This is a genomic window from uncultured Chitinophaga sp., from assembly GCF_937898475.1.
Taxonomy (GTDB): Bacteria; Bacteroidota; Bacteroidia; order Chitinophagales; family Chitinophagaceae; genus Chitinophaga.
Genome location: NZ_CALEJS010000016.1, coordinates 223,589 through 246,153 on the forward strand (window position 1 = coordinate 223,589; position 22,565 = coordinate 246,153).

General features: G+C 50.7%; 15 protein-coding genes. 5 read left to right on the top strand and 10 right to left on the bottom strand.

Going from position 1 to position 22,565, the window contains the following annotated elements; genetic code table 11:
• The first annotated feature begins 203 nt into the window (after positions 1-203).
• From Q0577_RS10790 to Q0577_RS10800, 3 genes are all read left to right on the top strand, one after another.
• Positions 204-1,580: a DUF1080 domain-containing protein gene (locus Q0577_RS10790; RefSeq protein ID WP_298735908.1), complete on the top strand. Its 1,377-nt coding sequence runs from the start codon at positions 204-206 to the stop codon at positions 1,578-1,580.
• A 137-nt stretch (positions 1,581-1,717) separates the two neighbouring features.
• Entirely contained in the window at positions 1,718-3,490 is a 1,773-nt protein-coding gene (locus Q0577_RS10795; protein ID WP_298735910.1) for a DUF885 family protein, read from the top strand.
• A 460-nt stretch (positions 3,491-3,950) separates the two neighbouring features.
• On the top strand, positions 3,951-4,301 hold the full coding sequence (locus Q0577_RS10800; protein WP_298735913.1) for an MmcQ/YjbR family DNA-binding protein: 351 nt from the start codon (positions 3,951-3,953) through the stop codon (positions 4,299-4,301).
• Between the two features lie 27 nt (positions 4,302-4,328).
• On the opposite strand, the gene Q0577_RS10805 is transcribed toward Q0577_RS10800, so the two are convergent.
• From Q0577_RS10805 to Q0577_RS10820, 4 genes are all read right to left on the bottom strand, one after another.
• Positions 4,329-5,669 (bottom strand): Gfo/Idh/MocA family oxidoreductase, encoded by a 1,341-nt coding sequence (locus Q0577_RS10805; protein ID WP_298735916.1) that lies wholly within the window; start codon positions 5,667-5,669, stop codon positions 4,329-4,331.
• A 151-nt stretch (positions 5,670-5,820) separates the two neighbouring features.
• Positions 5,821-7,191 (bottom strand): nucleotide pyrophosphatase/phosphodiesterase family protein, encoded by a 1,371-nt coding sequence (locus Q0577_RS10810; protein ID WP_298735918.1) that lies wholly within the window; start codon positions 7,189-7,191, stop codon positions 5,821-5,823.
• 49 nt (positions 7,192-7,240) lie between these two features.
• On the bottom strand, positions 7,241-8,455 hold the full coding sequence (gene eboE, locus Q0577_RS10815) for a metabolite traffic protein EboE (protein ID WP_298735920.1): 1,215 nt from the start codon (positions 8,453-8,455) through the stop codon (positions 7,241-7,243).
• Between the two features lie 75 nt (positions 8,456-8,530).
• Positions 8,531-9,745, bottom strand: coding sequence for a 3-dehydroquinate synthase (locus tag Q0577_RS10820; protein ID WP_298735923.1), 1,215 nt, complete (start codon positions 9,743-9,745; stop codon positions 8,531-8,533).
• 312 nt (positions 9,746-10,057) lie between these two features.
• On the opposite strand from Q0577_RS10820, the gene Q0577_RS10825 reads away from it, so the two are divergent.
• Complete coding sequence (locus Q0577_RS10825) at positions 10,058-12,019, top strand: sensor histidine kinase (RefSeq protein ID WP_298735924.1); 1,962 nt, start codon at positions 10,058-10,060, stop codon at positions 12,017-12,019.
• A gap of 28 nt (positions 12,020-12,047) precedes the next feature.
• Complete coding sequence (locus tag Q0577_RS10830; protein WP_298735926.1) at positions 12,048-12,686, top strand: response regulator transcription factor; 639 nt, start codon at positions 12,048-12,050, stop codon at positions 12,684-12,686.
• Between the two features lie 126 nt (positions 12,687-12,812).
• Here the strand turns inward: Q0577_RS10830 and eboC are convergent, their stop codons facing one another.
• The 6 genes from eboC to Q0577_RS10860 all read right to left on the bottom strand — a co-directional run bounded on the left by eboC (position 12,813) and on the right by Q0577_RS10860 (position 22,545).
• Positions 12,813-13,751 carry a UbiA-like protein EboC gene (gene eboC, locus Q0577_RS10835; protein ID WP_298735928.1) on the bottom strand — a complete coding sequence of 313 codons (939 nt, stop codon included), beginning with the start codon at positions 13,749-13,751 and terminating at the stop codon, positions 12,813-12,815.
• 15 nt (positions 13,752-13,766) lie between these two features.
• Positions 13,767-14,753, bottom strand: coding sequence for a TatD family hydrolase (locus Q0577_RS10840; RefSeq protein ID WP_298735930.1), 987 nt, complete (start codon positions 14,751-14,753; stop codon positions 13,767-13,769).
• A gap of 22 nt (positions 14,754-14,775) precedes the next feature.
• Entirely contained in the window at positions 14,776-15,675 is a 900-nt protein-coding gene (locus Q0577_RS10845) for an EboA domain-containing protein (protein WP_298735933.1), read from the bottom strand.
• Positions 15,676-15,749: 74 nt separating this feature from the next.
• Positions 15,750-17,081 (bottom strand): vanadium-dependent haloperoxidase, encoded by a 1,332-nt coding sequence (locus Q0577_RS10850; RefSeq protein ID WP_298735935.1) that lies wholly within the window; start codon positions 17,079-17,081, stop codon positions 15,750-15,752.
• A 29-nt stretch (positions 17,082-17,110) separates the two neighbouring features.
• Positions 17,111-20,677: a VCBS repeat-containing protein gene (locus Q0577_RS10855; protein ID WP_298735938.1), complete on the bottom strand. Its 3,567-nt coding sequence runs from the start codon at positions 20,675-20,677 to the stop codon at positions 17,111-17,113.
• 116 nt (positions 20,678-20,793) lie between these two features.
• A complete protein-coding gene (locus tag Q0577_RS10860; RefSeq protein ID WP_298735943.1) occupies positions 20,794-22,545 on the bottom strand; it encodes a RagB/SusD family nutrient uptake outer membrane protein in 1,752 nt (583 codons plus the stop codon).
• Positions 22,546-22,565: the final 20 nt, after the last annotated feature.

Genomic DNA, 22,565 nt, shown 5'->3' on the forward strand with positions numbered 1-22,565 from the left:
CTGTAATTCAGATCTTTGCACAAGACCCTTGCAAAATCGATTTTCCGCTCATCACATTTTTAATGCAATCGGTTGTGTAATTAGTGGGCATTTTATAATTTGGAAGCGTTTAAGCCCGGCAGAGAGGGCAGCATAACAGAGTGACACTGCGCAGTTAAGGCGAGGACAGACCAGCCAGAAAAGCAGGCGATAAATTACACGTAATGAGAAAAATATTGATCTTTTGCAGCAGCTTAATGCTGTTACATGGCGTTGCAAGCGCCGGAGCACCCGTTAAAAAAGGGCAATGGACGCCGTTGTTTAATGGCAAAAACCTGAAAGGATGGAAACAATTGGGAGGTACCGCAAAATACAGTGTACAGAATAATGAGATTGTGGGAACAACGGTACTGCAAACACCCAACTCTTTCCTGGCCACTGAAAAAGATTATGGCAACTTCATACTGGAACTGGAGTTTAAGCTGGATAAGGAATTCAATTCAGGCATCCAGTTCCGCAGCCAGAGCCGGGCTGATTACCAGAACGGCCGTGTGTTTGGCTACCAGATGGAAATAGACCCGTCTGACAGGCGCTGGAGCGGGGGCATATACGAAGAAGGCCGCCGCGGCTGGCAATACCCGATGGAGCTGAACCCGGGCGGACAAAACGCCTTTAAAAAGACCGAGTGGAACAAATACCGTATAGAATGCAGGGGTGCTGAGATCCGTACATGGGTAAATGGAGTACCCACCGCTCACCTGGTGGATACGGCCCTCCCTAAAGGCTTTATTGCCCTGCAGGTACACAGCATTGGGAATAAAACAGAGGATGCAGGCAAGAATATCCGCTGGCGCAATATCCGCATCATAGAAGATCCGGCTGCGTCGCAGTATTCGCCTTACGACGATATCTATGTGGTGAACAACGTAGCCAACGAGCTTTCCGCCCAGCAGAAAAAGAACGGCTACGTACTGCTGTGGGATGGCAAGACCAATAGAGGCTGGAGAGGCGCTTACAACAAACCTTTCCCTACCAAGGGCTGGACCCTGGATGATGGCACCCTGAGCATCCACCAGTCTAACGGCGATGAAATGGGTTCCGGCGGGGACATTGTTACCGAGAAGGAATACAGTGCCTTTGAGCTGGAATTCGAGTTCAAACTTACGGAAGGCGCCAACAGCGGCTTAAAGTACTTTGTGAAGGAAGTATATGAGACCGGCGGTAAATCGGCGATCGGCCTGGAATACCAGGTGCTGGATGATGAGAAGCACCCGGATGCCAAGCTGGGCCGCAACGGAAACCGCACCCTGGCCTCATTATACGACCTTATGCCAAGGAAACAGATAAAACAAGCACTGAAACCGATTGGAGAATGGAATAAAGGACGTATTATTGTATTACGAAATAACCATGTGGAACATTGGCTGAACGGATTTAAAGTACTGGAGTATGAACGCGGATCACAGGAGTTCAAAGACCTGGTAGCCATCAGCAAATACAAAAACTGGAAAAATTTCGGCTTATGGCCCGAGGGACACATCCTGTTGCAAGACCACGGTAACAATGTATCTTTCCGCAGCCTGCGCATAAAATCTTTATAATCAATAAAACATATCAGCAGTAACGAGTAATCGCTTACTTTTTACTGTTTTATATAAAGAGTTTTCATTGTTCACTGTTCTATATAAAACATTCCGATTCTTCGGAGTGTTTTTTTATTTTAGTGTAAACCACACCAATGACTACACTAAGACCCTCCGTTCTGTTACTGGCCGGAACACTGCTGCTGGGTGCCTGTGGCCCGCAGCCACAGCATGATACCAATGCCGCCGACCTGCTTCATAATACCATAGACCGCTACTTTGAAGAGAAGATGCAGCTCTTCCCGATAGACGCCACGTTTAACGGGGAACACCAGTTTGACAACCTGCTGCACATCGATATCAGCGACAGTTTCCGCCAGCATGTAGACAGCTTTGCCAGCGGCTACCTGCAGGAGCTGGATAAGGTGGATACAGCCGCTTTAACTCCTAATGACCGCATCAGCTATGATATTGCCCGCTGGGAGCTTAACATCATTAAAGAGGGGCTTACTTTTCATGATAACCTGATGCCCATCAACCAGTTCACCGCCCTTACGCTTACGCTGCCGCAACTGGGCTCAGGCACCAGCGCCCAGCCTTTCAAGACAAAGGAGGACTATGAAAAGTTCATGCAGCGCATGAAAAGTTTTGCGCAATGGGCCGACAGCGCAATTGCCAATATGCGCCGCGGTGAAGCAAGCGGTTATGTACTACCCAAAGCGCTGGTTGTAAAAGTGATACCGCAACTGGCCGCCCTCACCAAAAAAGACAGCAGCAATGTATTTTACGGGCCCCTGAAGCAACTGCCGGAAGGACTTGACAGCAGCGCGCGCAGCGCCCTGGCTACGGAGTACAAGGCGGCTATTGAGAACAACATCATTCCCGCTTTTGAAAAGCTGCACAGTTTCATGCAAACAGACTACCTGCCCAAAGCCCGCAGCAGCAGCGGTATTGCAGGCGTGCCCGATGGCAAAGCCTATTACCAGTACCTGATCCGCTACTGGACCACCACCGATCAGACACCGGATGAGATATTTGCTACCGGCGAAAAAGAAGTGGCCCGTATCCGTGGAGAAATGGAAGAGATCAAGAACACCACCGGTTTCAAAGGCGACCTGGCTGCCTTCTTCACCTTTGTACGAAACGACCCGCAATTCAGGATATTCAAAACACCGGCACAGGTGCTGGATTCTTTCAGGGCCATTGAAAATAAGATCATGCCGGCAGTACGGCAGATGTACCTGCATCTTCCTGAAACCAAATTTGAGATCCGGCAAACGGAAGCTTTCCGCGCCGCCTCTGCCAGTGCCGAGTATTTTCCCGGCAGCATGAAAGACGGCCGGCCGGGCGTATTCTATGTGCCCATCCTCGACGCTAAGAAATTCAGTTATGTAGGAATGGAGTCGCTCTTCCTGCATGAGGCCATACCCGGTCATCATTTCCAGAGTTCCCTGCAGCAGGAGAACGACTCCCTGCCTAAGCTGCGCAAATTCATCTGGTTAGGCGCATATGGTGAAGGGTATGCACTGTATTGCGAAGGCCTGGGCAAAGAGTTAGGACTGTATACCAATCCCTATCAGTACTTTGGCCGTTTAAGCGATGAGATACACCGCGCCATCCGCCTGGTGGTAGATGTAGGCATGCACGCCAAAGGATGGAGCCGTGAACAGGCCCTGAAGTACATGCTGGATAATGAGCCATTATCTGAAGAAGAAGCCATCGCAGAAATTGAACGCTATATGGCCATCCCAGGGCAGGCGCTCTCTTACAAAACAGGTGAGCTTAAAATAAAGGCATTACGTCATAAATATGAGCAGCTGCTGGGAAGCCAGTTCAGCCTGAAAGATTTTCATGACGAGTTGCTGAAAGACGGTTGTGTGCCCCTGAGTGTGCTGGAAGCGAAGATGCAACGCCGCTTTGGAAAATAATCATACGTTTATCGGGGGTAGAAGGGTTTGAAAGACTGGCAGTTTCAAATAATGCCGGGCTTTCAAGCCCTTCGCTTTTTAAATTCTGTTACCGCAGGCACGACACTTTATATATTGAATTTTTGGTAATATACCAGTTTTAACTATTGGCCGTGGGTTTAGCAGGATTAAAAACGTAAAATTTACCCACTGATCAGTCTCAACATTAACATTTTTATCATTTCCCTTTGAGAAAAGATACTTAAATTTATATAGGGTTAGCAACATGGGAACCGCTACGGTCTAAGGCAGGGTTGACCATATCATCATTAGGACAGTAAGAAATTTCAGCCAGTTCATATTCTGTGGAACACTGACTGTTATCAGACAACAGTCAATCTCGCTTTCGACCTCACTTTCCGGCTTATGTATTTATCAGTGGATAGGCCTCTTATTCTTAACAGCTTAAATTGATGGTATTATGTTAGACCTTACTTTTAACTATTGCCTGTCATTTCCTGGCGTTACTGCCGAAGAAAAGTGGGATGAAGAAATGTGTTTTTCTGTAGGGGATAAATTGTTCTGCACGATGCAGATCGATCCTCCTTACAAGCTCTCCTTCAAATGTACCTGTGAAGATTTTCACAGCATGATCGCAAAGCCCGGTATCTCTCCAATGCCATACCTGGCCCGGTATCACTGGGTACAGATAAAGCGTCCCGAAACCCTGGAATGGTCTGAACTGCAGACCCGCATACAACAAGCCTATGAACTGGTTGTTAATATGCTTCCCCCGGAGGAACGGGACGCCATATTAAAAGCGAAGGTTTAGCCGTTTAACCTTCCACGTTATGTTCTCTTAAATTTTGGGCTCCCACCCTTTTTCATAAGTCCTGCTCCAGAGTTCTGCTGCAGCGGTATCATCCAGTATACGCCCGTTCTTCGGATCACAATGCAGCACCCGTCCTACACGCTGCGATATATTCCCTAAATGACATAATGTTACACTGGGATGTCCTACTTTCTCAATTTCTGAGTTCAGGGTGGCTTTACCTCTGATGCTCTCCAGGAAGTTGGTGATATGCACGGCGTCCAGGAACTCGCCCGCAGGGCTCACCACATTGGTAACGTTCTGGCCGGTATTCTGCTGCTGCTTTACTTCTTTCACCAATTTACCTTTCATATCGAAGATCTTGTAGCTGTCGCCGCCGGAGTTGTACAGGGCGCCTTTTTCGCCGAAAAGCGTGAAGCCGCGGCCGCTTCCTTCCAGCTCGTAGGGATGACAGCTGCGGCCTTCCCAGCTGATAGACTTACCGCCCTCAAATTCGAAGGTAATGGTCTGGGTATCGGGCGTTTCCCAGTCATCTTTCGGATAGGCATAACGGCCACCGGAGGAGCTCACTGTTGTGGGGAAATCCACATCCAGGAACCAGCGCATACAGTCCAGCTCATGGGTGGCATTGTTACATGACTCGCCGGTACCCCAGTGCCAGCGCCAATGCCAGTTATAGTGCACAATATTGTCCAGGTAGTCTTTTCTCGGAGCTGGGCCCTGCCACAAATCCCAGTCCAGTGTAGCCGGCACGGCTACCTTCTTACCAATACCAATAGGCTGACGGTTATTTACATACCATCCCCTGGCGTAGTATACTTTGCCAATAATACCCTGTTCTTTCACTTCCTTTACGGCCTGGTTAAGGTTAGGCCATGAACGGCGCTGGTTGCCCATCTGCACCAGGCGGTTGTACTTTTTGGCGGCCTGTATCAGCAGCTCGCCTTCGTGAGGGTTCTGGCTGCAGGGCTTTTCAACATATACATGCTTACCGGCTGCGCAGCCCATAATAGCGGCGGGAGCGTGCCAGTGGTCCGGTGCGGCTACTACCAGGGCGTCAAAGTCTTTCTTCTCCAGCAGTTTACGGATGTCTTTGATCACTTCCGGCTTCCGCTCCTGTGCACCTGCAATGGCTTTAAGTCCCTTCTGTATGGCGCCGTCCTCCACATCGCATATATAACCAATTTCTGCACCGGGCAGTTTGGCCGCCACCTGCGCCAGCCAGTTGCCGCGTGAGTTTACGCCCATTACTGCCAGCACCACTTTGTTGCTGGGCGCCTGCTGACCGAATACAGGAAAATTCAGATAGGTAAGCCCGGCCCCCATGCCTGCCATGGCGCCGGTTTTAAGGAAATCTCGTCTTTTCATCCGTGTTTATTTTTAATAACGTGTAATAACTAATGCGTGTAACAAGGTAAAGATAGATCCACAGCGGATCACATCATACAACAATCGGTTGCATAAAGAACGGGAACGGCGGATTTAAATGCAAGTAAATAGTGATGAGCGTAAAGTACGGTTAGGCCCCGAGGAGCGTATCCCACATTACGCGGTATACATCCGTGGCATGCAGCTGATCTTTATTAACAGCCTTCGGTGTGATGAGCACCGGGTGATAAGCCGGATCTTCGGGGATTCGCCCATGTGAACCTTTGATCAGGGTGGCATCCAGCGGGATTACATTCATCAGGTAGCGAAAGCCCATTTTCTTCTTCAGCAGTTTGCCTGCTATTTTAAGCTTCACCAGTGGATCTGCCGGATTGAGGAACATTTCTACCGGGTCGTAACCGGGTTTACGGTGAATATCTACCAAACGGGCAAAATCGGGCGCTTTCTGATCATCCAGCCAGTAGTAGTAGGTGAACCAGCTGTTGTTGTCTGCAACGAGTACCAGGTCGCCCGTACGTTCGTGATGCAGGTGGTGGGCACGTTTGCCTTCCCTGTCCAGCACCATTTGCACGCCGGGTATATTTTCCAGTATGGCGCGTACCTTTCTGTAGCTGCGGGTATCGTTGATATAAATATGCGCCAGCTGGTGGTCAGAAACGGCAAATGCTTTTGAAGCGCCGGCGTCCAGCAGTTCCAGCCCCCTTTCTTCACGCACCTGTATCAGTCCCTCCTGGCGCAATATCCTGTTGATGTGCACCGGGTTATTAACCGGAGAGATCCCGTATTCGGACAACAGTATTACCTCGGCGCCTTTCTTTTCATAGAAGGTGACCAGTTGTCTGCACACTTCATCTATTTCACGCAGCTCTTTACTGATGCGGGGAATATCGGGTCCGAACTTTTGCAGGCAGTAGTCCAGATGGGGTAGGTAAATAAGGGTGAGCGTAGGGTTGTGCAGGTCATCTGTGATCCGGGAGGCGTCTGCGATCCATTGGGTGGATTTGATATTGGCGCCGGGGCCCCAGAACTGAAAGAGAGGGAACTGCCCCAGCTCTTTCTGCAGATGATCGCGCAGGGAAGCCGGGTGCGAATAGCAGTCCGGCATCTTACGTCCATCTGAAAGATATTGAGGGCGGGGTGTTACGGAGTAGTCTGCGCTGGAGTACATATTATACCACCAGAACATTTTGGCGCAGGTAAAACCGGGATCAAGGCGCCGGGCCCTGTCCCATATCTTTTCTGATTCTACCAGCTTATTGGATTGTTTCCAGAATTTTACTTCACAATCTTCACGGTCATACCAACCATTGCCTACAATACCATGATCCGAAGGCCATTTACCGGTAACATAGGTACTTTGTACTGCGGTTGTTACAGCAGGCATCATCGGGTTTATGGTAGCCAGGTAATGCTGTTTTACATAAGCCTGCAGAAACGGAGTATGTTCTCCTATTACTGATGTAGAAAGTCCGACTACATCGATCACAACTGTTTTTTTCATGGATAGTTGGTTGCCGTTACGAATCGGAACCAAAGCTAGGGTGCTGCCATCACAATTCCAACTGCTGCCGTACCCATGCCAGTTCCCTTGCTATAGATTGATCTATTGGTAATTTAAGGTCTGCAGGCAGCACGTCCCAGGTGTAAGTTTCTACTTCCAGGTGGGCGGTAAATGCCTGTGCTTTGCGTAATGCCAGTACCTGCTTAATATCTTCCTGGGTAGCCGCCAGCAGTCCGTAGCGATCTATGAACAGGGGCACATGAAAATGGGAGCGCCATTCCTGCACCTGTGGATTATCTGCATCTTCCAGAGCCTGCGGCAGATCGGGATAGTGCCTGTAGCCATTAGCTGTGCGCGCTATTACCTGGTGCAGGTAAGTAGGTTCATTGAACGTACGGAACGCATCCACAACAGCTGCTCTTTCAGGAGTGCCGGCAGCGGGCAGCGCTGCTTTGAGGGCGGCGCTGATCTGCAACTTACCTATTTTAAGCCCGTACTGCTGCATGGCAGACAGTACCTCTGCCGGCTGCTCGTAAGCAAGGGCAAAGTGGCATACATCATAACAAAGCTGCACATGATCTTTTATAAGTGCGGCGGCTTCTTCTTCCGTTACGCCAAATTTATCAGCCAGGAAGGGAATTCCGGCGGGCATCAGGCGCTGAAAATACCAGTCGATATACTCCTGGGAATTTTCCAGCAGTCCGTCTGGTTCGGGTTCAATATCAATATGCAGGAGCGGACCGCCGGCACGGCGTATGCGCACCAGCTGTTCTACTACCAGCAGCAGGTTCAGTGTGGCGCTTTCCGTAACGGATGAACGTTCTTCTGCACAGCGGGCATTCCATAATTTGTATGATAAGGGAGCGGTAGAAACGCCGCCTTCCATCCCCTCCGGCAGCAGTGCCGCCAGCAGGCGAAACAGGCGGATGGTATAGGCCACACGATCGGCCGTAGTCCAGTCGGGCGTATGCACCTGGTCTTTCACTACTACGTTGTGAAAGCCACCATAAGGAAAGCCGTTCATGGTAAACACATAACAATCCTGTTCCTTCAGCCAGGCCTTGAACTCCTGCAAAACCTCTTCCTTGCTGAGCTCCAGGCTGGCAGTATTAGACAGGCGCAGGCCAATGCCAAAGGGTTGCTGCGGACTTAATGCCGCCTTTACCGATGGTACGTGCTGCTGCAGCTGTTTGAAATGCGCTGCCCAGTTTTCGCCGGGATGAATGTTGGTACAGTAAGTCAGGTGTCCGTATGATGTGTGCATCCTTTTGGATTTAAGGTTTAAAGTTGGATGTTTGAAATTAGACAGCGGTTGGCGACAAGCGTCCAACCTCAAACGTCACACTTCAGACTTCAAACTTTCCATTTGTTTCAGCATGGCTGCTGCTTTCTGCAACAGCTCCACATTCATCTCATTTACTTCAGCGCCCTGCCCGATGGCTTTCAGCAGGCAGATAGTAAGGCGGCCGCCCAGGTGCTCGCGAAACTCTTCCAGGCCTTTTATTACCGGCGAAACAGTTTGTTCTTCCATATCGAGCAGCGGGTGATAAACCGGCAGTCCCATTTGCTGTAATACCCGCAGGATACGCTCCATGGAGGAGCGGTCCAGCCATCCTAACAAGTAAGAATATACGCTGTCCAATGCAATGCCGATGGAAACGGCTTCGCCGTGGCGCAAAGCAAAGTTGGTGAGCTGCTCCAGTTTATGGCCGCTCCAGTGACCAAAGTCCAGCGGACGTGAAGAGCCGCTTTCAAAGGGATCTCCTGCGCCGCCTATATGTGCCAGGTGTAATTCAGCACAGCGGTATATCAGCTCCTGCATCGCCTGCATATTGCCGGCGGCCAAAGCTGCTGCCTGGATTTCCATCCATTCAAAGAAAGGCGCATCTTTAATCAATGCCACTTTAACGGCTTCCACCATACCGGCGCGCCAGTCGCGCGTGTCCAGGGTGGTCAGGAAATGCGCATCATTGAACACGGCAGCGGGCGGGGCAAAGGAGCCCATAAAATTCTTCTTGCCCTTGTAGTTAATACCATTTTTCACTCCTACCCCTGAATCGTTCTGGGACAGTACGGTAGTAGGTATGCGGATGTGGCGAACGCCCCGGTGCGACACGGCGGCGGCGAAGCCAACCAGGTCCAGCAGGGAGCCCCCGCCAATGCCTATTACATAGGAGTGGCGGTCTATCGCATATTTATCAATGGCGTCTACCAGGCGGAAAAATAAAGCTTCGTCGTTCTTACAGGCCTCTCCCCCTGGTATAACCATGATCTCAGGGGCCAGCTCCATGGAGGGAATGGCCTTCAGATAGGCAGGGATCTGCTGTTGCAGGTAGGGATGGCTTTGCCATACGCCCTCGTCTGCTACTACCAGTAAACGCTTGCGGTAGTGGCTGCTGCTTTGCTGCTGTAAAAAAGCTGATAAACAGTCGTTAGACGGTTCAAAGAGGTGGGTTGTAAAGAAGACCCGGTAAGCAAAACTTACCTGAAATTGCTGTTGGATATAGTTGCTGTTCATCGTCTCAAGTCCATTCTGGTGAAAGTCGGCAATCAAAGTACAAAAATATATTAAAAAAACTTCCTGTGGGACAAAAGCCACGGTCAATGCCAGGGCAGTTTTACCCGGCAGCGTAGTACTCCCCGGCGCAGGGATACGTATTAGTACTTAAAAGTTCAGCACTATCCCTATTGCAGGTCTTCATATAAATACCGAATTTTGCAGAGGACAATACAAAAAAACAACGCCAATTTTATTTAGCGCACCTGTTAACCCTGTAACAAATCTGTAGGTTTTCCATAATACATTTTTTGTTGCAATAGCCTGAATATACTGTCAGCATTTGGCACCAGGAGGGATATTACAAGTATGAAAAGGATAATAACTTTCACACTGTTATACTGTCTTGCAGCATGGCCTGCCCATGCGCAGCAGCCGGGTGTAGACACCCTTTACCGGCTTGTTCAGCGCCAGCCTGCAGACACCACTACAGTAGCTGCCTGCTATGCGTACGGCGACCGGTTTTACCCCGACCAGCCGGACAGCGCCGCCTTTTACTATAAAAAAGGGCTGGCAGTGGCCCGGCAGCTGCATTACCTGCGGGGCATTGCCCAATTCACCTCCTATTACCTCTACATTCTGAACCTGCGGGGAGAATATGCCAAAGGCCTGCACCTGGTTACGCAGGCAGCCGTGATTTACCGGGCGCTGAATGATGAAAAGAACCTGGGGGTGGCCATTAACAATATGGGCAACCAGCATCACCAGCTGGGCAATTTTTCTGCTGCCGCGACTTACTACCTGCAGGCCATTGCCCTGGCTGAAAAAACACAGCACGAAGCAGTACTGCCTAAATTATACAACAACCTGGCCTCTATATTTCTCAGCACAGAGGACTACCGGAAAAGCCTTCAATACGCCACCAAAGCAGCTACACTGGCCCGCCGGCAGAAAGATACGCCGCGCATAGCCTCTACGCTGGTGAACCTGGGATACGCCCAGACCAAGCTGGGATACTATCAGCAGGGAGAAGCCACCTTCATGGAAGTGATACGGCTGGGCAGGTACCTGGGCGACAGCACCTATGTAATGGACGGATACATTAACTCAGGCAGTATTTACTCTGATCTGAACCAGCACCAGAAAGCCTTGCATCAATATGAAAAAACGATGGCTATTACAGATACGTACCCTGACCAGGATTACCGCCTGTATGCGCAGCTGGGTTACGGACAGGAGCTGTTAAAAACCGGGCAGCCGCGCAGAGCTGACAGCATCATTGCCTCTACCATTGCACTGGCGCGAAAGATGCAGGCCAGCGATGAGCTGCGCCAGACCTACCTTACCGCCGCCGAGATCAAGGAAGCCCTGCATCAGCCCGCCCAGGCCCTGCAATACCGCAAGCAATACGAGGCGCTGAATGACTCGCTGCTGGGCGCCAGTACCCGCAAGCACGTGGAGCAGCTGGAGATTGCCTACCAAACTGCACAGAAAGATAAAGAGCTGGCAGAAAAGAAACTGCTGCTGGCAGAGAAAGATGTGCAACTGGAATCTAAGGCGAAGTGGCAGGCCATTTTCCTGTTCACCATTGCCCTCCTGGGCGTACTGGCCACTTTGATATGGTTACGCTACCGTGCACGTCGCAAACTGCATGCCCAGCAACTCCAGACCATTGAAAAGGAAAGGACCGTACAGGTGCTGGAAGCCCTGATGCAGGGAGAAGAAAAAGAAAGGGTACGGTTGTCAAAAGACCTGCATGACGGGGTGGGCGGACTACTATCTGCCGTAAAAATGCATTTCAGCGCTATCCGGCATGAGCAGGAGGTATTAAAGGACAATCCCGCCTATGCACACGCAGTAAGCCTGCTGGACGACGCCATTACCGACATCCGTAAAACGGCGCACAACCTGATGCCGGAAACCCTTTACCGGCTCGGCCTGAAAGAGGCGCTGCAAACCTTCTGTAACAATATCAGTTATTCAGGCACATTACAGGTCAGCTTTTACAGCACTGGAGAGATAGGGCGCTTTAAGCCCAATTTTGAGCTGTCAGTTTACCGTATTGTGCAGGAACTTGTGAACAATATCATCAAACATTCCAGGGCCAATGAAGCCCTGGTACAACTGAGTCAGCATGATTCACTGCTGGCCATTACAGTAGAAGATAACGGTGTGGGCTTTAACCAGCAGTCTGCACAACAGCGGGGCAATGGCCTTACCAGCCTGCAATCGCGGATACGTGCACTGAACGGCAACATTGCCATTGATGCGGCTACGGGGCAGGGAACTACCGCCTATATTGAGTTTGACGTAAGCATCGTTATCAATTAGCTGCAGGCAGCTTTAACTTAAACTATATATGCAGATCAAAGTGGCTATTACAGATGATCACCTGCTGGTGATCAATGGGATAAAGACCATGCTGGCTCCCTATGCACATATCAGCGTTGTTTATGACACTACCGACCCCACGGGACTATTACCTGCGCTGGCGGCAACCCCGGCCGATGTATTACTGCTGGATATACAGATGCCGGGTATTGACGGCATGGAGCTGTGCAAACAGGTGCACAAGCAGCACCCGGACATGAAGGTGATCGCTATCAGCAGCTTTATGGATAGCCGGTATATTAAACAGATGCTCCGCAATGGTGCGGCCGGTTACCTGCTCAAAAACACAGACCCGACTACCCTGGCGAACGCCATAGAAAAGGTGTATGAAGGCGAACAGTTCCTGGATGAATCGCTTAAACAAGACCTGCTGAACGAAGCACTGACTGGTAACAAAAGAAGCGTTTATGAAATACCACTGACCCGCCGCGAGAAAGAAATACTGAAACTCATTGCAGAAGAACATTCCAACCAGGAAATAGCTGACCTTTTATTTATCAGCCTGCGCACGGTTGAAACTCACCGGCTGAACCTGACCCAGAAGCTGGCTGTAAAAAATACCGCCGGGCTGGTAAAGGAAGCGATCAGGCGTGGACTACTGGACTAAACACCAAATTCCAAATACCAAAATTTAAATTCCAAAGCAGGAGCTTGTGTCAACACCGAAGGCTGTTCGCCTTTAAGGCGAGTGCAGACATTTATTTGGAATTTGGATTTTGGTATTTGGTATTTGTCACGTTACGGCGAAGGCACGGGCAAGCAGTAGCGATAAAGGCAGTAATATAAGAATGGTGAAGGCATAGGGCAGGCTGGTGAAAGCAGCGGCCCAGGCGGCGTTCATAGCTACCAGTGCCAGGATACCACCTTTGACAGCCTTGCCTATATTAGGCCCTACCGGGTCTTTCATGGCTTTGATCAGCGGTGCATTGGTCATGTAGATAAACAGCAGTAAGAAAGGCGAAGCCTGCAGCAGGTGCCCATTGGCGACTGCCAGCACGGCAATGGTGCCATATACCAGTGCATAACATACGGCGGCTATACGAAGCGTCCGGATATTTCCGCCATATACTTCTCCCCTGCTGATGGCGGTCACTGCAGCAATATACAATACGGGTATCACTGCTATCCAGGTGTAGCGCTGTAATACGGGCTCCATCAGGCTGATGCCCAGCAGCAGGTTCAGGCCGCGGCAGAGGCCCATATTCACGGGGCCCCAGCTGGCATGTTTCCCCCACTTATCATATACCAGTGCGCTGGCCATGATGGAAAGCGCAATGAAACCGGCCACCCGGCCTACGGTAAATGCAGCCAGTATGCCCACCAGGAAAAGGTAGCTGCCAAGGATCACCGCCTGTGTTCTGCTAATCAGTCCGCTGGGAATAGGCCGTTCGGGCCGCTCAACCTTGTCGAGCGATGCATCGAATACATCATTGAACACCACGCCGCCTCCATACAGGCCAATGGTAGCCAGGCACAGGCAGGCTACGGGTAACAAATCCAGATAGTTCGTATATGCCTTGTGTAAAAAACCGGAAATTGCTATACCCGCCAGTATATCTGCCACTGCGGTCAATAAGTTGGCCGGACGGACCAACCTTAAATAACCTAACGATTTGCTAAGAATATAACTCACCGGATACAGGGGTTTTATCAATAAATCTTGGTACTCCATCCATAAGCAGTCTTGTTAGCGGATAATGATCGCATTCTTGTCAATCCGCGGCTGCTGACCACCTCTTAGCACAGTACTTCCATTAAATTTTTCACTTTGATCTATCTGCTTCACTGTTTCAAAATCGGCCTCGTTAATTTGCCCGCTTTGTGAAAAAGCAGTTATTGCATTCCGGTAAGTTACCAAATGAATGTGATTCGAGTCAATACCACTTTCGTGCATGAGCGCTGCGGTCTTTGGTACAGCGAGCGGATCGCTGATGCCCCAGTCTGCCGCTGAATTAACCATAATACGTTCACTGCCATATTGTTTAACAATGTCTACCATTCGTTCGTTCCCCATTTTGGTAAACGGATAGATGGTGAAAGCAGCCCAGAAACCGCGGTCTAAAACTTCTTTAACGGTTTCTTCGTTATTGTGGTCTACGATGACCATAGCGGGGTCAAGGCCATGCTCTATTGCAATGTCCATACTGCGTTGGGTACCTTTTTTCTTGTCCCGGTGAGGGGTATGTATCTGTACAGGCAGGTTGGCTTCCTTAGCCAGCTCCAGTTGTGCGCGGTAGTACTTTTCTTCTGCAGGTGTCTGATCATCAAAGCCGATCTCGCCTACGCCCACTACGCCTTCCTTATAGATAAAGAGCGGCAGTATTTCCATGACGGCTTCGGCCAGTCTTTCATTATTGGCTTCCTTTGAATTAAGCCCGATGGTACAATAGTGTTTGATACCGAACTGGGAGGCGCGGAACCTTTCCCAGCCTATCAGGCTGCTGAAATAGTCGCGGAAGGTGTCTACGCCGGTGCGTGGCTGTCCCAGCCAGAAGGCAGGTTCAATGATAGCGGTGATCCCCGCATCGGCCATCGCCTGGTAATCGTCTGTGGTACGGGAGGTCATGTGAACATGCGGATCGAAGAAACGCATCCCCCTTATACGGTCAAGATAGCCCTGCTGCATAGGTTGAGGCTGCAGGTCTTTTTCTGTTAGTTGCTGACTACAACACATGGGAATTTGTTGGTTGTTTTTATTAATTGCCCCCTAATCTTTCGGCCACAAGGCTCCAGCTAAGCGCTCCCCTGATGATATCCTGCTCTGCCCGGGGCGCTTGCTTCAGCAAGGCCTTGGCGGGTGGATAAGGGGAGTAATAGCATGCCAGTGCGGCAGCTTCCTTTTCAATGTTCTCCGGCGATTGCCATATACGCTGGATGTCTGGCATAGTGGTTTCATTGATAAAACCGGCTACCAGCCGCCATAACATCGGGTTCACTGTGCGGCCCGCTGCCCAGCGTTCATGGGCATAATCTATCAGTGTTGCCGCCAGGCGGGCATTAGCCCGTTCATCCAAACCAATGATACGATGCACCGGTTTTTCTGTAAAGAGCGCCTTCATCACCAGCTGGTTCCAGGCTGGCTCATCGAGGTAGCGGGCAGGATATGGATTATCTAACATAATGGCTTCCAGCACCGTTCCTATATTGGAGCGGATCCCTTCTGAGGTGCGCAGCTTCCACTCCTGCGGCCAGGGCAGCAGGGGCAGCGCGCCGTAAAGGGCTACCAGCTCATTCATTTCAGCGGCATTGAACAGGCCTTCAACGGTTTGTACATACACTTCCTTTTTGTCTGAAGGCCATTGTAGCAGCCACCACGTCCGGACCAGCCGGTCTAACGTATAGTTCTGTACGAAAAATCCATGAGCGGCATTCTGCAGGTTGCTGATAATACCGGTGGGTAACGTTAGCAGGTCTTTACCGGTAAAGCGCGGAATTGCGCTAAAGGTCAAGTTAAATTGCTGTACAGACTTCGTTTCCTGTAGCACATTACTGCGTTGCATCAACCAGTCACGGGACTGGCTGGTACTGTGCTGCTCAATAATGGCATAGAGTAATGCGCTTACACCGTTCCTGTCATAATCATATGGTTGTTCCATTGCGCCTGGTTCTAATCGGGAAAAATAGGCGATTGAGGGGATAAAGATAGTAGAATTTGATGAACGGAGAAAGCTTACTTTGCACTATAGTCTCCTTTCTGAAGCGGGGCGCCCGTATCCACTTTTATTTGCTGTAGAATATAAGCGCCCAGCGCGGTACCCTGCTGCACACCATTGAGTATGGCCGAACGGTAATGGATGCCGCCGTATAAACGGCTGATGGCCGCTTCTTCTGCTGCCTGATGAAAGGAAGTGAAGCTCCGTTTACCCGCGCCGTATTCCACTTCGGTTGTATCTGTAAAGGCAAAGTTATCCCCGTATAAATGCGTAAGCGAAACGGCGGCAGCACTGGAAATAACGCTATGTCCGCTGGTATACTCAGGAAAAGGCGGTGTCTGGAGCAGCGGCTCCCATCTTGGATCTATGAGGTCATTGATCACCGTCTGGGGACGTATTACCCTGCTGCGGTACTTTTCATCCCAGCAGGCAATAAAGGCATCCAGCAGGGTAACGGCGGTAAAGGCATAGGTCTGGGCTGTTCTTACATAACCTGCTTTTGACTGCCGGCTGGCAATGGCGGCAATTCCCATCCAGTGGCCGCCCGGTGTGATCTTCTTGGTGGCGAACATGGCATGACCGGTATGGTGCATGACGTAGGGGTTGCAATCCCAGAAGCTGGCAATGGCCCTTTGCTCAGCGCTGAGCTGCCGGCCTGTATTGTAAACTTCCATCATTTCTGTATAAAAGCGGCTGCTGGTATTGCTGTCATAATGGTTGGCAGGTAGTGGCTGGAACTGGTTACAGCTATCCATTATCATAGGGCGTATACTGTTCCAGTAGGGCTCAATGGCGTCCATATAATCCGGCGGGGTGGGCTGCCAGCTGCCCTTTACCCTGTCTACCGTATAACGCGGGTACCCCCTGCTTTCCCGGTAGTTATCCCTGGCGGAACGAGCCAGTATCGTGGCGCCGATAGTGTCGCCAAAGGCGATAGAGTTATTGAACACTTCCTCCCCTATACCGGCAGAACGGAAGTGCTTATAGAGCTGCTCCTCAAACAGTTTGAGCGAATCAACTGAAAAGGTCACCTTACGGGCCACTACCTGGAAAGCCCTGGCGCCGGCTAACAGAAAATTGTACTGTTTGTTGGGATCCGGCGCAGGCATGGGTGCAAAGTCATGCAGCTGTGCAGTGAGCGAAGGGTATTGCGGCTCGGCAAAACGCGCCGCCTCATACATAGCCAGGCTTGCGTAAGCATAAATACGGCTGGCCACGGGCGGAGAAAAGATATCGTACACGATCACATCTGTCAGCCGTTTTACGGACGCATGTACCACCTCGGGATCCTGCAGCTTCAGCGGATCCGGCCCGGACGCAGGCCTTTGGCAGGCTGCCAGCCAAGCCATACAACACAATAGTATAACTAGTCTTTTATTCATGGTAAGGTGACGGTTCTTTTCTGACCCCTGAAATCTGTTACATCCACTTTGCTTACGGGTGCCGTGAAGGCCAGGTAGCGGCCGGATTGCGACAGGAAGCTTTGCCCGTAGGCGCATTCCTGTTTCTGCGTATGCCCGTTGGCGTAATACACGGTTATCCAGGCATCATTACGCTGTAAGGGCAGCAGTTTTACTGCCTGCCGCTGGCGGAACAGCTTTAAAGCCCCCTGGTTCTGGGAGGCCGCCAACAGTAAATTGCCCTGCTGGTCTCTCAGCTGTACCAGGGCTTTACCATCGCCGGGTATATAGATACCGCTTTTCATGATATCCACGGGCGTGAAGCTGCCTTTGCCATTACCCAGCAATACCAGGCCGTTAAAGGCGTCATACCTGCCAAGTGATACATCTGTACCGAAGTCGTTCCCGTTCATTATAACATCCAGGTTGCCATCGCCATTTACGTCTGCAGCCACCATACCATATAATGGCGCCAGCTGGGCCTGCACCGGAAGCGGGACACAGACAAAACGACCGTTACCCTTGTTTTCAAAAAAGCAGGAGCGCAGGTTGACGGCTTTTAGCTGCAAAGCATCTTTCAGCTCTTCCGGTTTCAGTATATCCTGTAAGGTGGCTACTGCAAAGTCGTGGTATTTAGGAAAACGGGCCCGCATTATGATCATCTGTTTGATCAGGTCGTCGCGGGTATGCGCGGGGAACTCCTTCCGGTTACCTGCACTGTCTTTCAGGTACAATGCAGGTACCGCATCATAGCTGCCGTTCTTGTCAAAGTCGGCGGCATAGATGGTTACCGGTTCCTGCTCACTGGCACGGTACAGGGTGTTCAGCCCGGTATTGCCGACGATATAGTCCATGTCGCCATCGTTATCAAAATCACCGGCTACCAGGCTACTCCACCAGCCGGTTTCATGTTCTACCCCTGTTTTGGCGGGTTCCAGTTTGCCTTTCCTGTTATTGTGCAGGAAAACGGGGGGCATCCATTCCCCGGCCAGCAGCAGGTCTGGCCAGCCATCGTTATCGTAGTCGGTCCAGAGTGCATCGCACACCAGGCCAATATTTTTGAGGGCGGGCGCGGCTTCAGCAGTAATGTCTGTAAACTTCACTACGCCTTCCTCCGTGTCGTTGCGCAGCACATAGCTGCTAACGGGAGCCGGGTATTTTCCCGGTTCTACCCTGCCGCCAATGAACAGGTCCAGATCGCCATCGCGATCAAAATCTGCTGCTTTTACGCATGATTTACTGGTATAGAGGGCAGGCAGGGCGCCGGGCGATTCAGTAAAACTACCCCGCCCGTTATTGAGGTAAAGACGGTCACGGTAGCTGAGGCTGCCGGCTTTGTTCTCACAACTACCGCTGACAATGTAAAGATCCAGGTCGTTATCATTGTCCACATCCAGCAGCAGACACCCCATGTCTTCTGCACCTTTATTGTCTGCCAGGCCAGGCAGCAGGTCCTTTTCTACAAAGCCTTCTCCCGGTTCCTGCACCAGGAAAAGACCTTTGTGCTGTGTGGCGCCGCCAATGAAGATGTCGTCCAGGCCATTGCCATCTATATCTCCTACCGCCAGGGCAGGACCGTATTGAGATAATTTATGCGGCAGCAGCTTCTGATCATTGAAATCTATATAGTCAAACTCAGTGTGTTTATACGTAAGCTTCGCACTGTCCGCCGCATCGGTAAACAGCGGCGCTGCTGATGCAAGGTGTGAGGCAGGCGCCGTTACAGCGGCTTTGTAATCTGCAGTAAGCAGCTGGTTGGCCCGTACATTACGCCATTCCTGTACTTTGCCATCGGGCCAGGTAACTTTTACCAGGGCAAGGGTATCGGTTTTACCGAGGCCAAAGTGAGCCACGTTCTCAACAGAAGACAGGTAGCCGCGGTAAATGGTATGCTCATACACCTGTTTGTGGTGCTCCTTATCTTCTACCTGCACCCAGGCGCCGATGGCCTGGCGATTGGAAGCGGGCCCTTTCCATTGTATGCGCAGCCAGTTGCTGCCAGGATGTTTACTGCTGTTGTTCTCGTATACAAAAGCCTCATCATTGATATTATTCACTACGTAATCAAGATCACCATCCCCATCCAGATCTGCATAGGCAGCGCCATTGGAGAAAGAGGGAATATTGATGCCCCAGTGCGCGGACACATCTGAGAAAGTAAGGTTACCGTTATTACGGAAGGCGTAGTTGGGGATCTTTACACGGGGAATCTGTTCCAGCATAAATTCAGTGGTAGCATAGGGAGTGGCCTGTGCCCGGAAAGATACAAAGTCATGATCTGTGATGTCGCGCGGAAAGCCGTTGGTGATCACAATATCGCGGAAGCCATCGTTATCAAAATCTGTTACCAGGGGCGTCCAGCTCCAGTCTGTTTCTGCAATGCCTGCCAGGAAGCCGATATCGCTGAACACCACCGCCGGTATGCTGTCTTTACCGGGAACGGGGCCACAGTTCAGCTGCAGCATATTGCGCGGATACTGGTACTGGTAGCCGTATTGGTCATTGTTGATGTATGTATAGTAATTATTGGCGTTCATCATCATCTTCTTGCGCAGGTTATTTTCCGGCAGCATATCCAGGCTGATGATATCGGCGAAACCGTCGTTGTTGATATCACTTATATCTGTGCCCATGGCCGAATAGGCCGTATGTTTGCACCAGGTGGAAGAACGATCTGTGAACGTGCCGTTGCGGTTGTTGACATACAGGATATCGTTGGTAAGATAATCGTTGGCCACGTAAATATCCTTCCAGCCGTCCTGGTTGATATCTGTAATGCTGATGCCCAGGCCATAGCCTTCAATGAGAATTCCAGCCTGGCGGGAAACGTTGGTGAAGACGGGATGTTTGAGTGATTCGCTCCAGTCGTTACGGTACAGGCGATCTGTATTCAGGTTGCTGCCGTCCAGGGTACGTGGTTTGTATTTGCTGGGATAGCGGGCAGAGTCTATCACATTGGTCAATACGTACAGGTCCAGGTCTCCGTCATTATCATAATCAAAGAAGGCGCCCATTACAGAGTGCCCGGCATCATCCACGCCATATTCCGCTGCCATGTCCTTAAACAGGGGTATACCGTCTTTACCGGCTCCCTGGTTAACAAAGAGCATGTTACGGCGGGAGGCGCTATCCTGTTTTTTGGAAGCGCATATGTAAAGGTCCAGCCAGCCATCGTTATTGATGTCTATAACCGCTACGCCGGTGCTCCATTTACCGTTGCCGTTCACGCCGGCGGCCTGGGTCACATCTTTAAAGCGCAGGCCACCTTCATTGAGGTAGAGGGCATTAGGCACCATGTTACCGGTAAAATAAATGTCAGGGAGACTGTCATTATTAAAATCGGCAATGGCTACGCCACCTCCATTGTAGATGTATTCGAAATTAAGGATGTTCAGGCTGTCGTTATCCGTAATGACATTGTTGAAATGAATGCCGGAATGGTCTGAAGGTATTAACCTGAACAAGGTGGTGGTGGATTGGTTGCAGGCTGTGGCCAGGTATAGCATTCCCGTGCACCACCCAAAAAATCTGAAAGAAAACTTCATTGTCCCGTGGATTTGTCCTCTATACTGTTCCAGGAGCGGAAAATATTTCCATTGGGTATTGGGGGGAAATAAAAGAGAGGCACAAGTGCCTCTCCTTCCGCCATTCTAAAACCTGATCAATAATCAGGATTCTGTTCCAGAGCAGAGACCCCATTGGTCGCGCTCAAATCAATTTGCCGTTGCGGTATCGGGTAATAATTATTTTTCGGTTCGGTAAATTTCGCCCCTCTTAAAAGGCCCATTATCGTCGATTCGTATGCAATATAAGCATTTAAAGTGGAACTTGCTTCTCCCCAGCGCACTAAATCAAAAAATCTGTGTCCTTCCATACCCAGCTCCAGTTTTCTTTCCATGTGGACAGCCCTTCTGGCGGTTGCCTGGTCGGGGAAAGCGCTGTTGTAGGTGTCTATAACATAGTTGGCTGCGGGGTTGGCGCCATTCATCACCCAGCTGGCCTGGTTTTTGGCCCTTTCGCGCACCATGTTCACATATTCGCGGGCTTTCTCCAGCGACCCGATTTCCACTTCGCATTCTGCCGCCCAAAGGAGCACATCTGCATAGCGGATCAGGATGAAGTTGATAGCAGTAAGGCCGTTGGTCCAGGAAGAACCGTCGGTCAGTACTTTTTCCTGTGATTTGTAGTACACGTTCTTTTTGGGGGAATACGGTCCGCCGTTAGATTGATCCCTGATCCATGACATGCCGGGATGCGGCCCCCAATCCAGGTAAGGAATACCGCGGCGTCCTACGGTCCAGTCAAGACGGGGATCAAGCGGGCCGGCGTCGGGGGTAAAAGCAGCAGTGGCTGCAATACCGAAGTCGCTTTTTACCTGGTTGGCGCCCTGGTTATAAGAGCCGTCCAGCAGTGGAAGCCCGGTAGCAGTGGTCCGGAAGGAATTCACCAGTTCCTGTGTAGGCTGGAAGAAACCGCAACAGCCTCCGGGCGCGCCTACCGAGTTATGCGGGAAGTTCAATATAGAGCCGGGATTGGAGTTGGCGCCGCCGCCACCGTCGTTCACAGATGCCTGTACGGCAAAAACAGATTCCTTGCCGTTCTTGGTCTCTGCGTTATAGTTATCCTGGTAGCGGGTTTCCAGTCCGTACTTTACACCCCTGGGGTTGGTACCGCTGGCGATGATGGCTTCCAGGATGGGCTTGGCCTCTGCATATTTCTTCTGGAACATGTAGGTTTTAGCCAGGAAGGCTCCAGCCGCCCATTTGTTAGCCCTGCCAACCTGGCCCATGAGCGCCGGTAAAGAATCATAAGCAGCTTTAAAATCAGCTTCTATTTTAGGCCAGGCATCTTCTGTATTGGATACTTTATAGTTATTGGCCACATAATCAATGGACTCGTCTACATAAGGTATCTTATTCCACATCTTTTTGGCTTCCAGGTGATAGAAACCGCGCAGGAAGCGGGCCTGTGCCCGGAGAATGGGACGGTCTTCTTCATTCACATCGGCTTTGGCCAATGCCTTGAGCACATTGTTGGAACGCGCTACGCCGTCGTAGGTAGCTTTCCACTTAACGTTGTAGTAATCATTGGTAGGCAGGGATTCATACCTTTCTATTGGATTCACATCTGCCTGGTCGCCCGCATCTGAACCTTTATGCGCATCGCCGCCGGCTATGCTTCCGAACACCCAGTTGGTAGTGGAGGCCTGCCAGTTAAAATCATTATAGTTACCGTCTAATATGGCGTAGGCGCCAATCAGCAATTCTTCAACGCCTTTCTGGGTAGCGACATCCGCATCACCCAGCTGGCCAATGGGCTCCCGGGTGAGGAAGGACTTCTTACAGGCATATAACACCACCACCGAAACAACCGCCATCGATAACAACCCTATGATCGCTTTATTTGATTTCATCAGTGCAATTTTTAATTATT

Excerpts from the sequence above, each read along its gene's own strand:
- Q0577_RS10790 (WP_298735908.1), top strand. The coding sequence starts at position 204 with ATGAGAAAAATATTGATCTTTTGCAGCAGCTTAATGCTGTTACATGGC.
- Q0577_RS10795 (WP_298735910.1), top strand. The coding sequence starts at position 1,718 with ATGACTACACTAAGACCCTCCGTTCTGTTACTGGCCGGAACACTGCTG.
- Q0577_RS10800 (WP_298735913.1), top strand. The coding sequence starts at position 3,951 with ATGTTAGACCTTACTTTTAACTATTGCCTGTCATTTCCTGGCGTTACT.
- Q0577_RS10805 (WP_298735916.1), bottom strand. The coding sequence starts at position 5,669 with ATGAAAAGACGAGATTTCCTTAAAACCGGCGCCATGGCAGGCATGGGG.
- Q0577_RS10810 (WP_298735918.1), bottom strand. The coding sequence starts at position 7,191 with ATGAAAAAAACAGTTGTGATCGATGTAGTCGGACTTTCTACATCAGTA.
- eboE (WP_298735920.1), bottom strand. The coding sequence starts at position 8,455 with ATGCACACATCATACGGACACCTGACTTACTGTACCAACATTCATCCC.
- Q0577_RS10825 (WP_298735924.1), top strand. The coding sequence starts at position 10,058 with ATGAAAAGGATAATAACTTTCACACTGTTATACTGTCTTGCAGCATGG.
- Q0577_RS10830 (WP_298735926.1), top strand. The coding sequence starts at position 12,048 with ATGCAGATCAAAGTGGCTATTACAGATGATCACCTGCTGGTGATCAAT.
- eboC (WP_298735928.1), bottom strand. The coding sequence starts at position 13,751 with ATGGAGTACCAAGATTTATTGATAAAACCCCTGTATCCGGTGAGTTAT.
- Q0577_RS10840 (WP_298735930.1), bottom strand. The coding sequence starts at position 14,753 with ATGTGTTGTAGTCAGCAACTAACAGAAAAAGACCTGCAGCCTCAACCT.
- Q0577_RS10845 (WP_298735933.1), bottom strand. The coding sequence starts at position 15,675 with ATGGAACAACCATATGATTATGACAGGAACGGTGTAAGCGCATTACTC.
- Q0577_RS10850 (WP_298735935.1), bottom strand. The coding sequence starts at position 17,081 with ATGGCTTGGCTGGCAGCCTGCCAAAGGCCTGCGTCCGGGCCGGATCCG.
- Q0577_RS10855 (WP_298735938.1), bottom strand. The coding sequence starts at position 20,677 with ATGAAGTTTTCTTTCAGATTTTTTGGGTGGTGCACGGGAATGCTATAC.
- Q0577_RS10860 (WP_298735943.1), bottom strand. The coding sequence starts at position 22,545 with ATGAAATCAAATAAAGCGATCATAGGGTTGTTATCGATGGCGGTTGTT.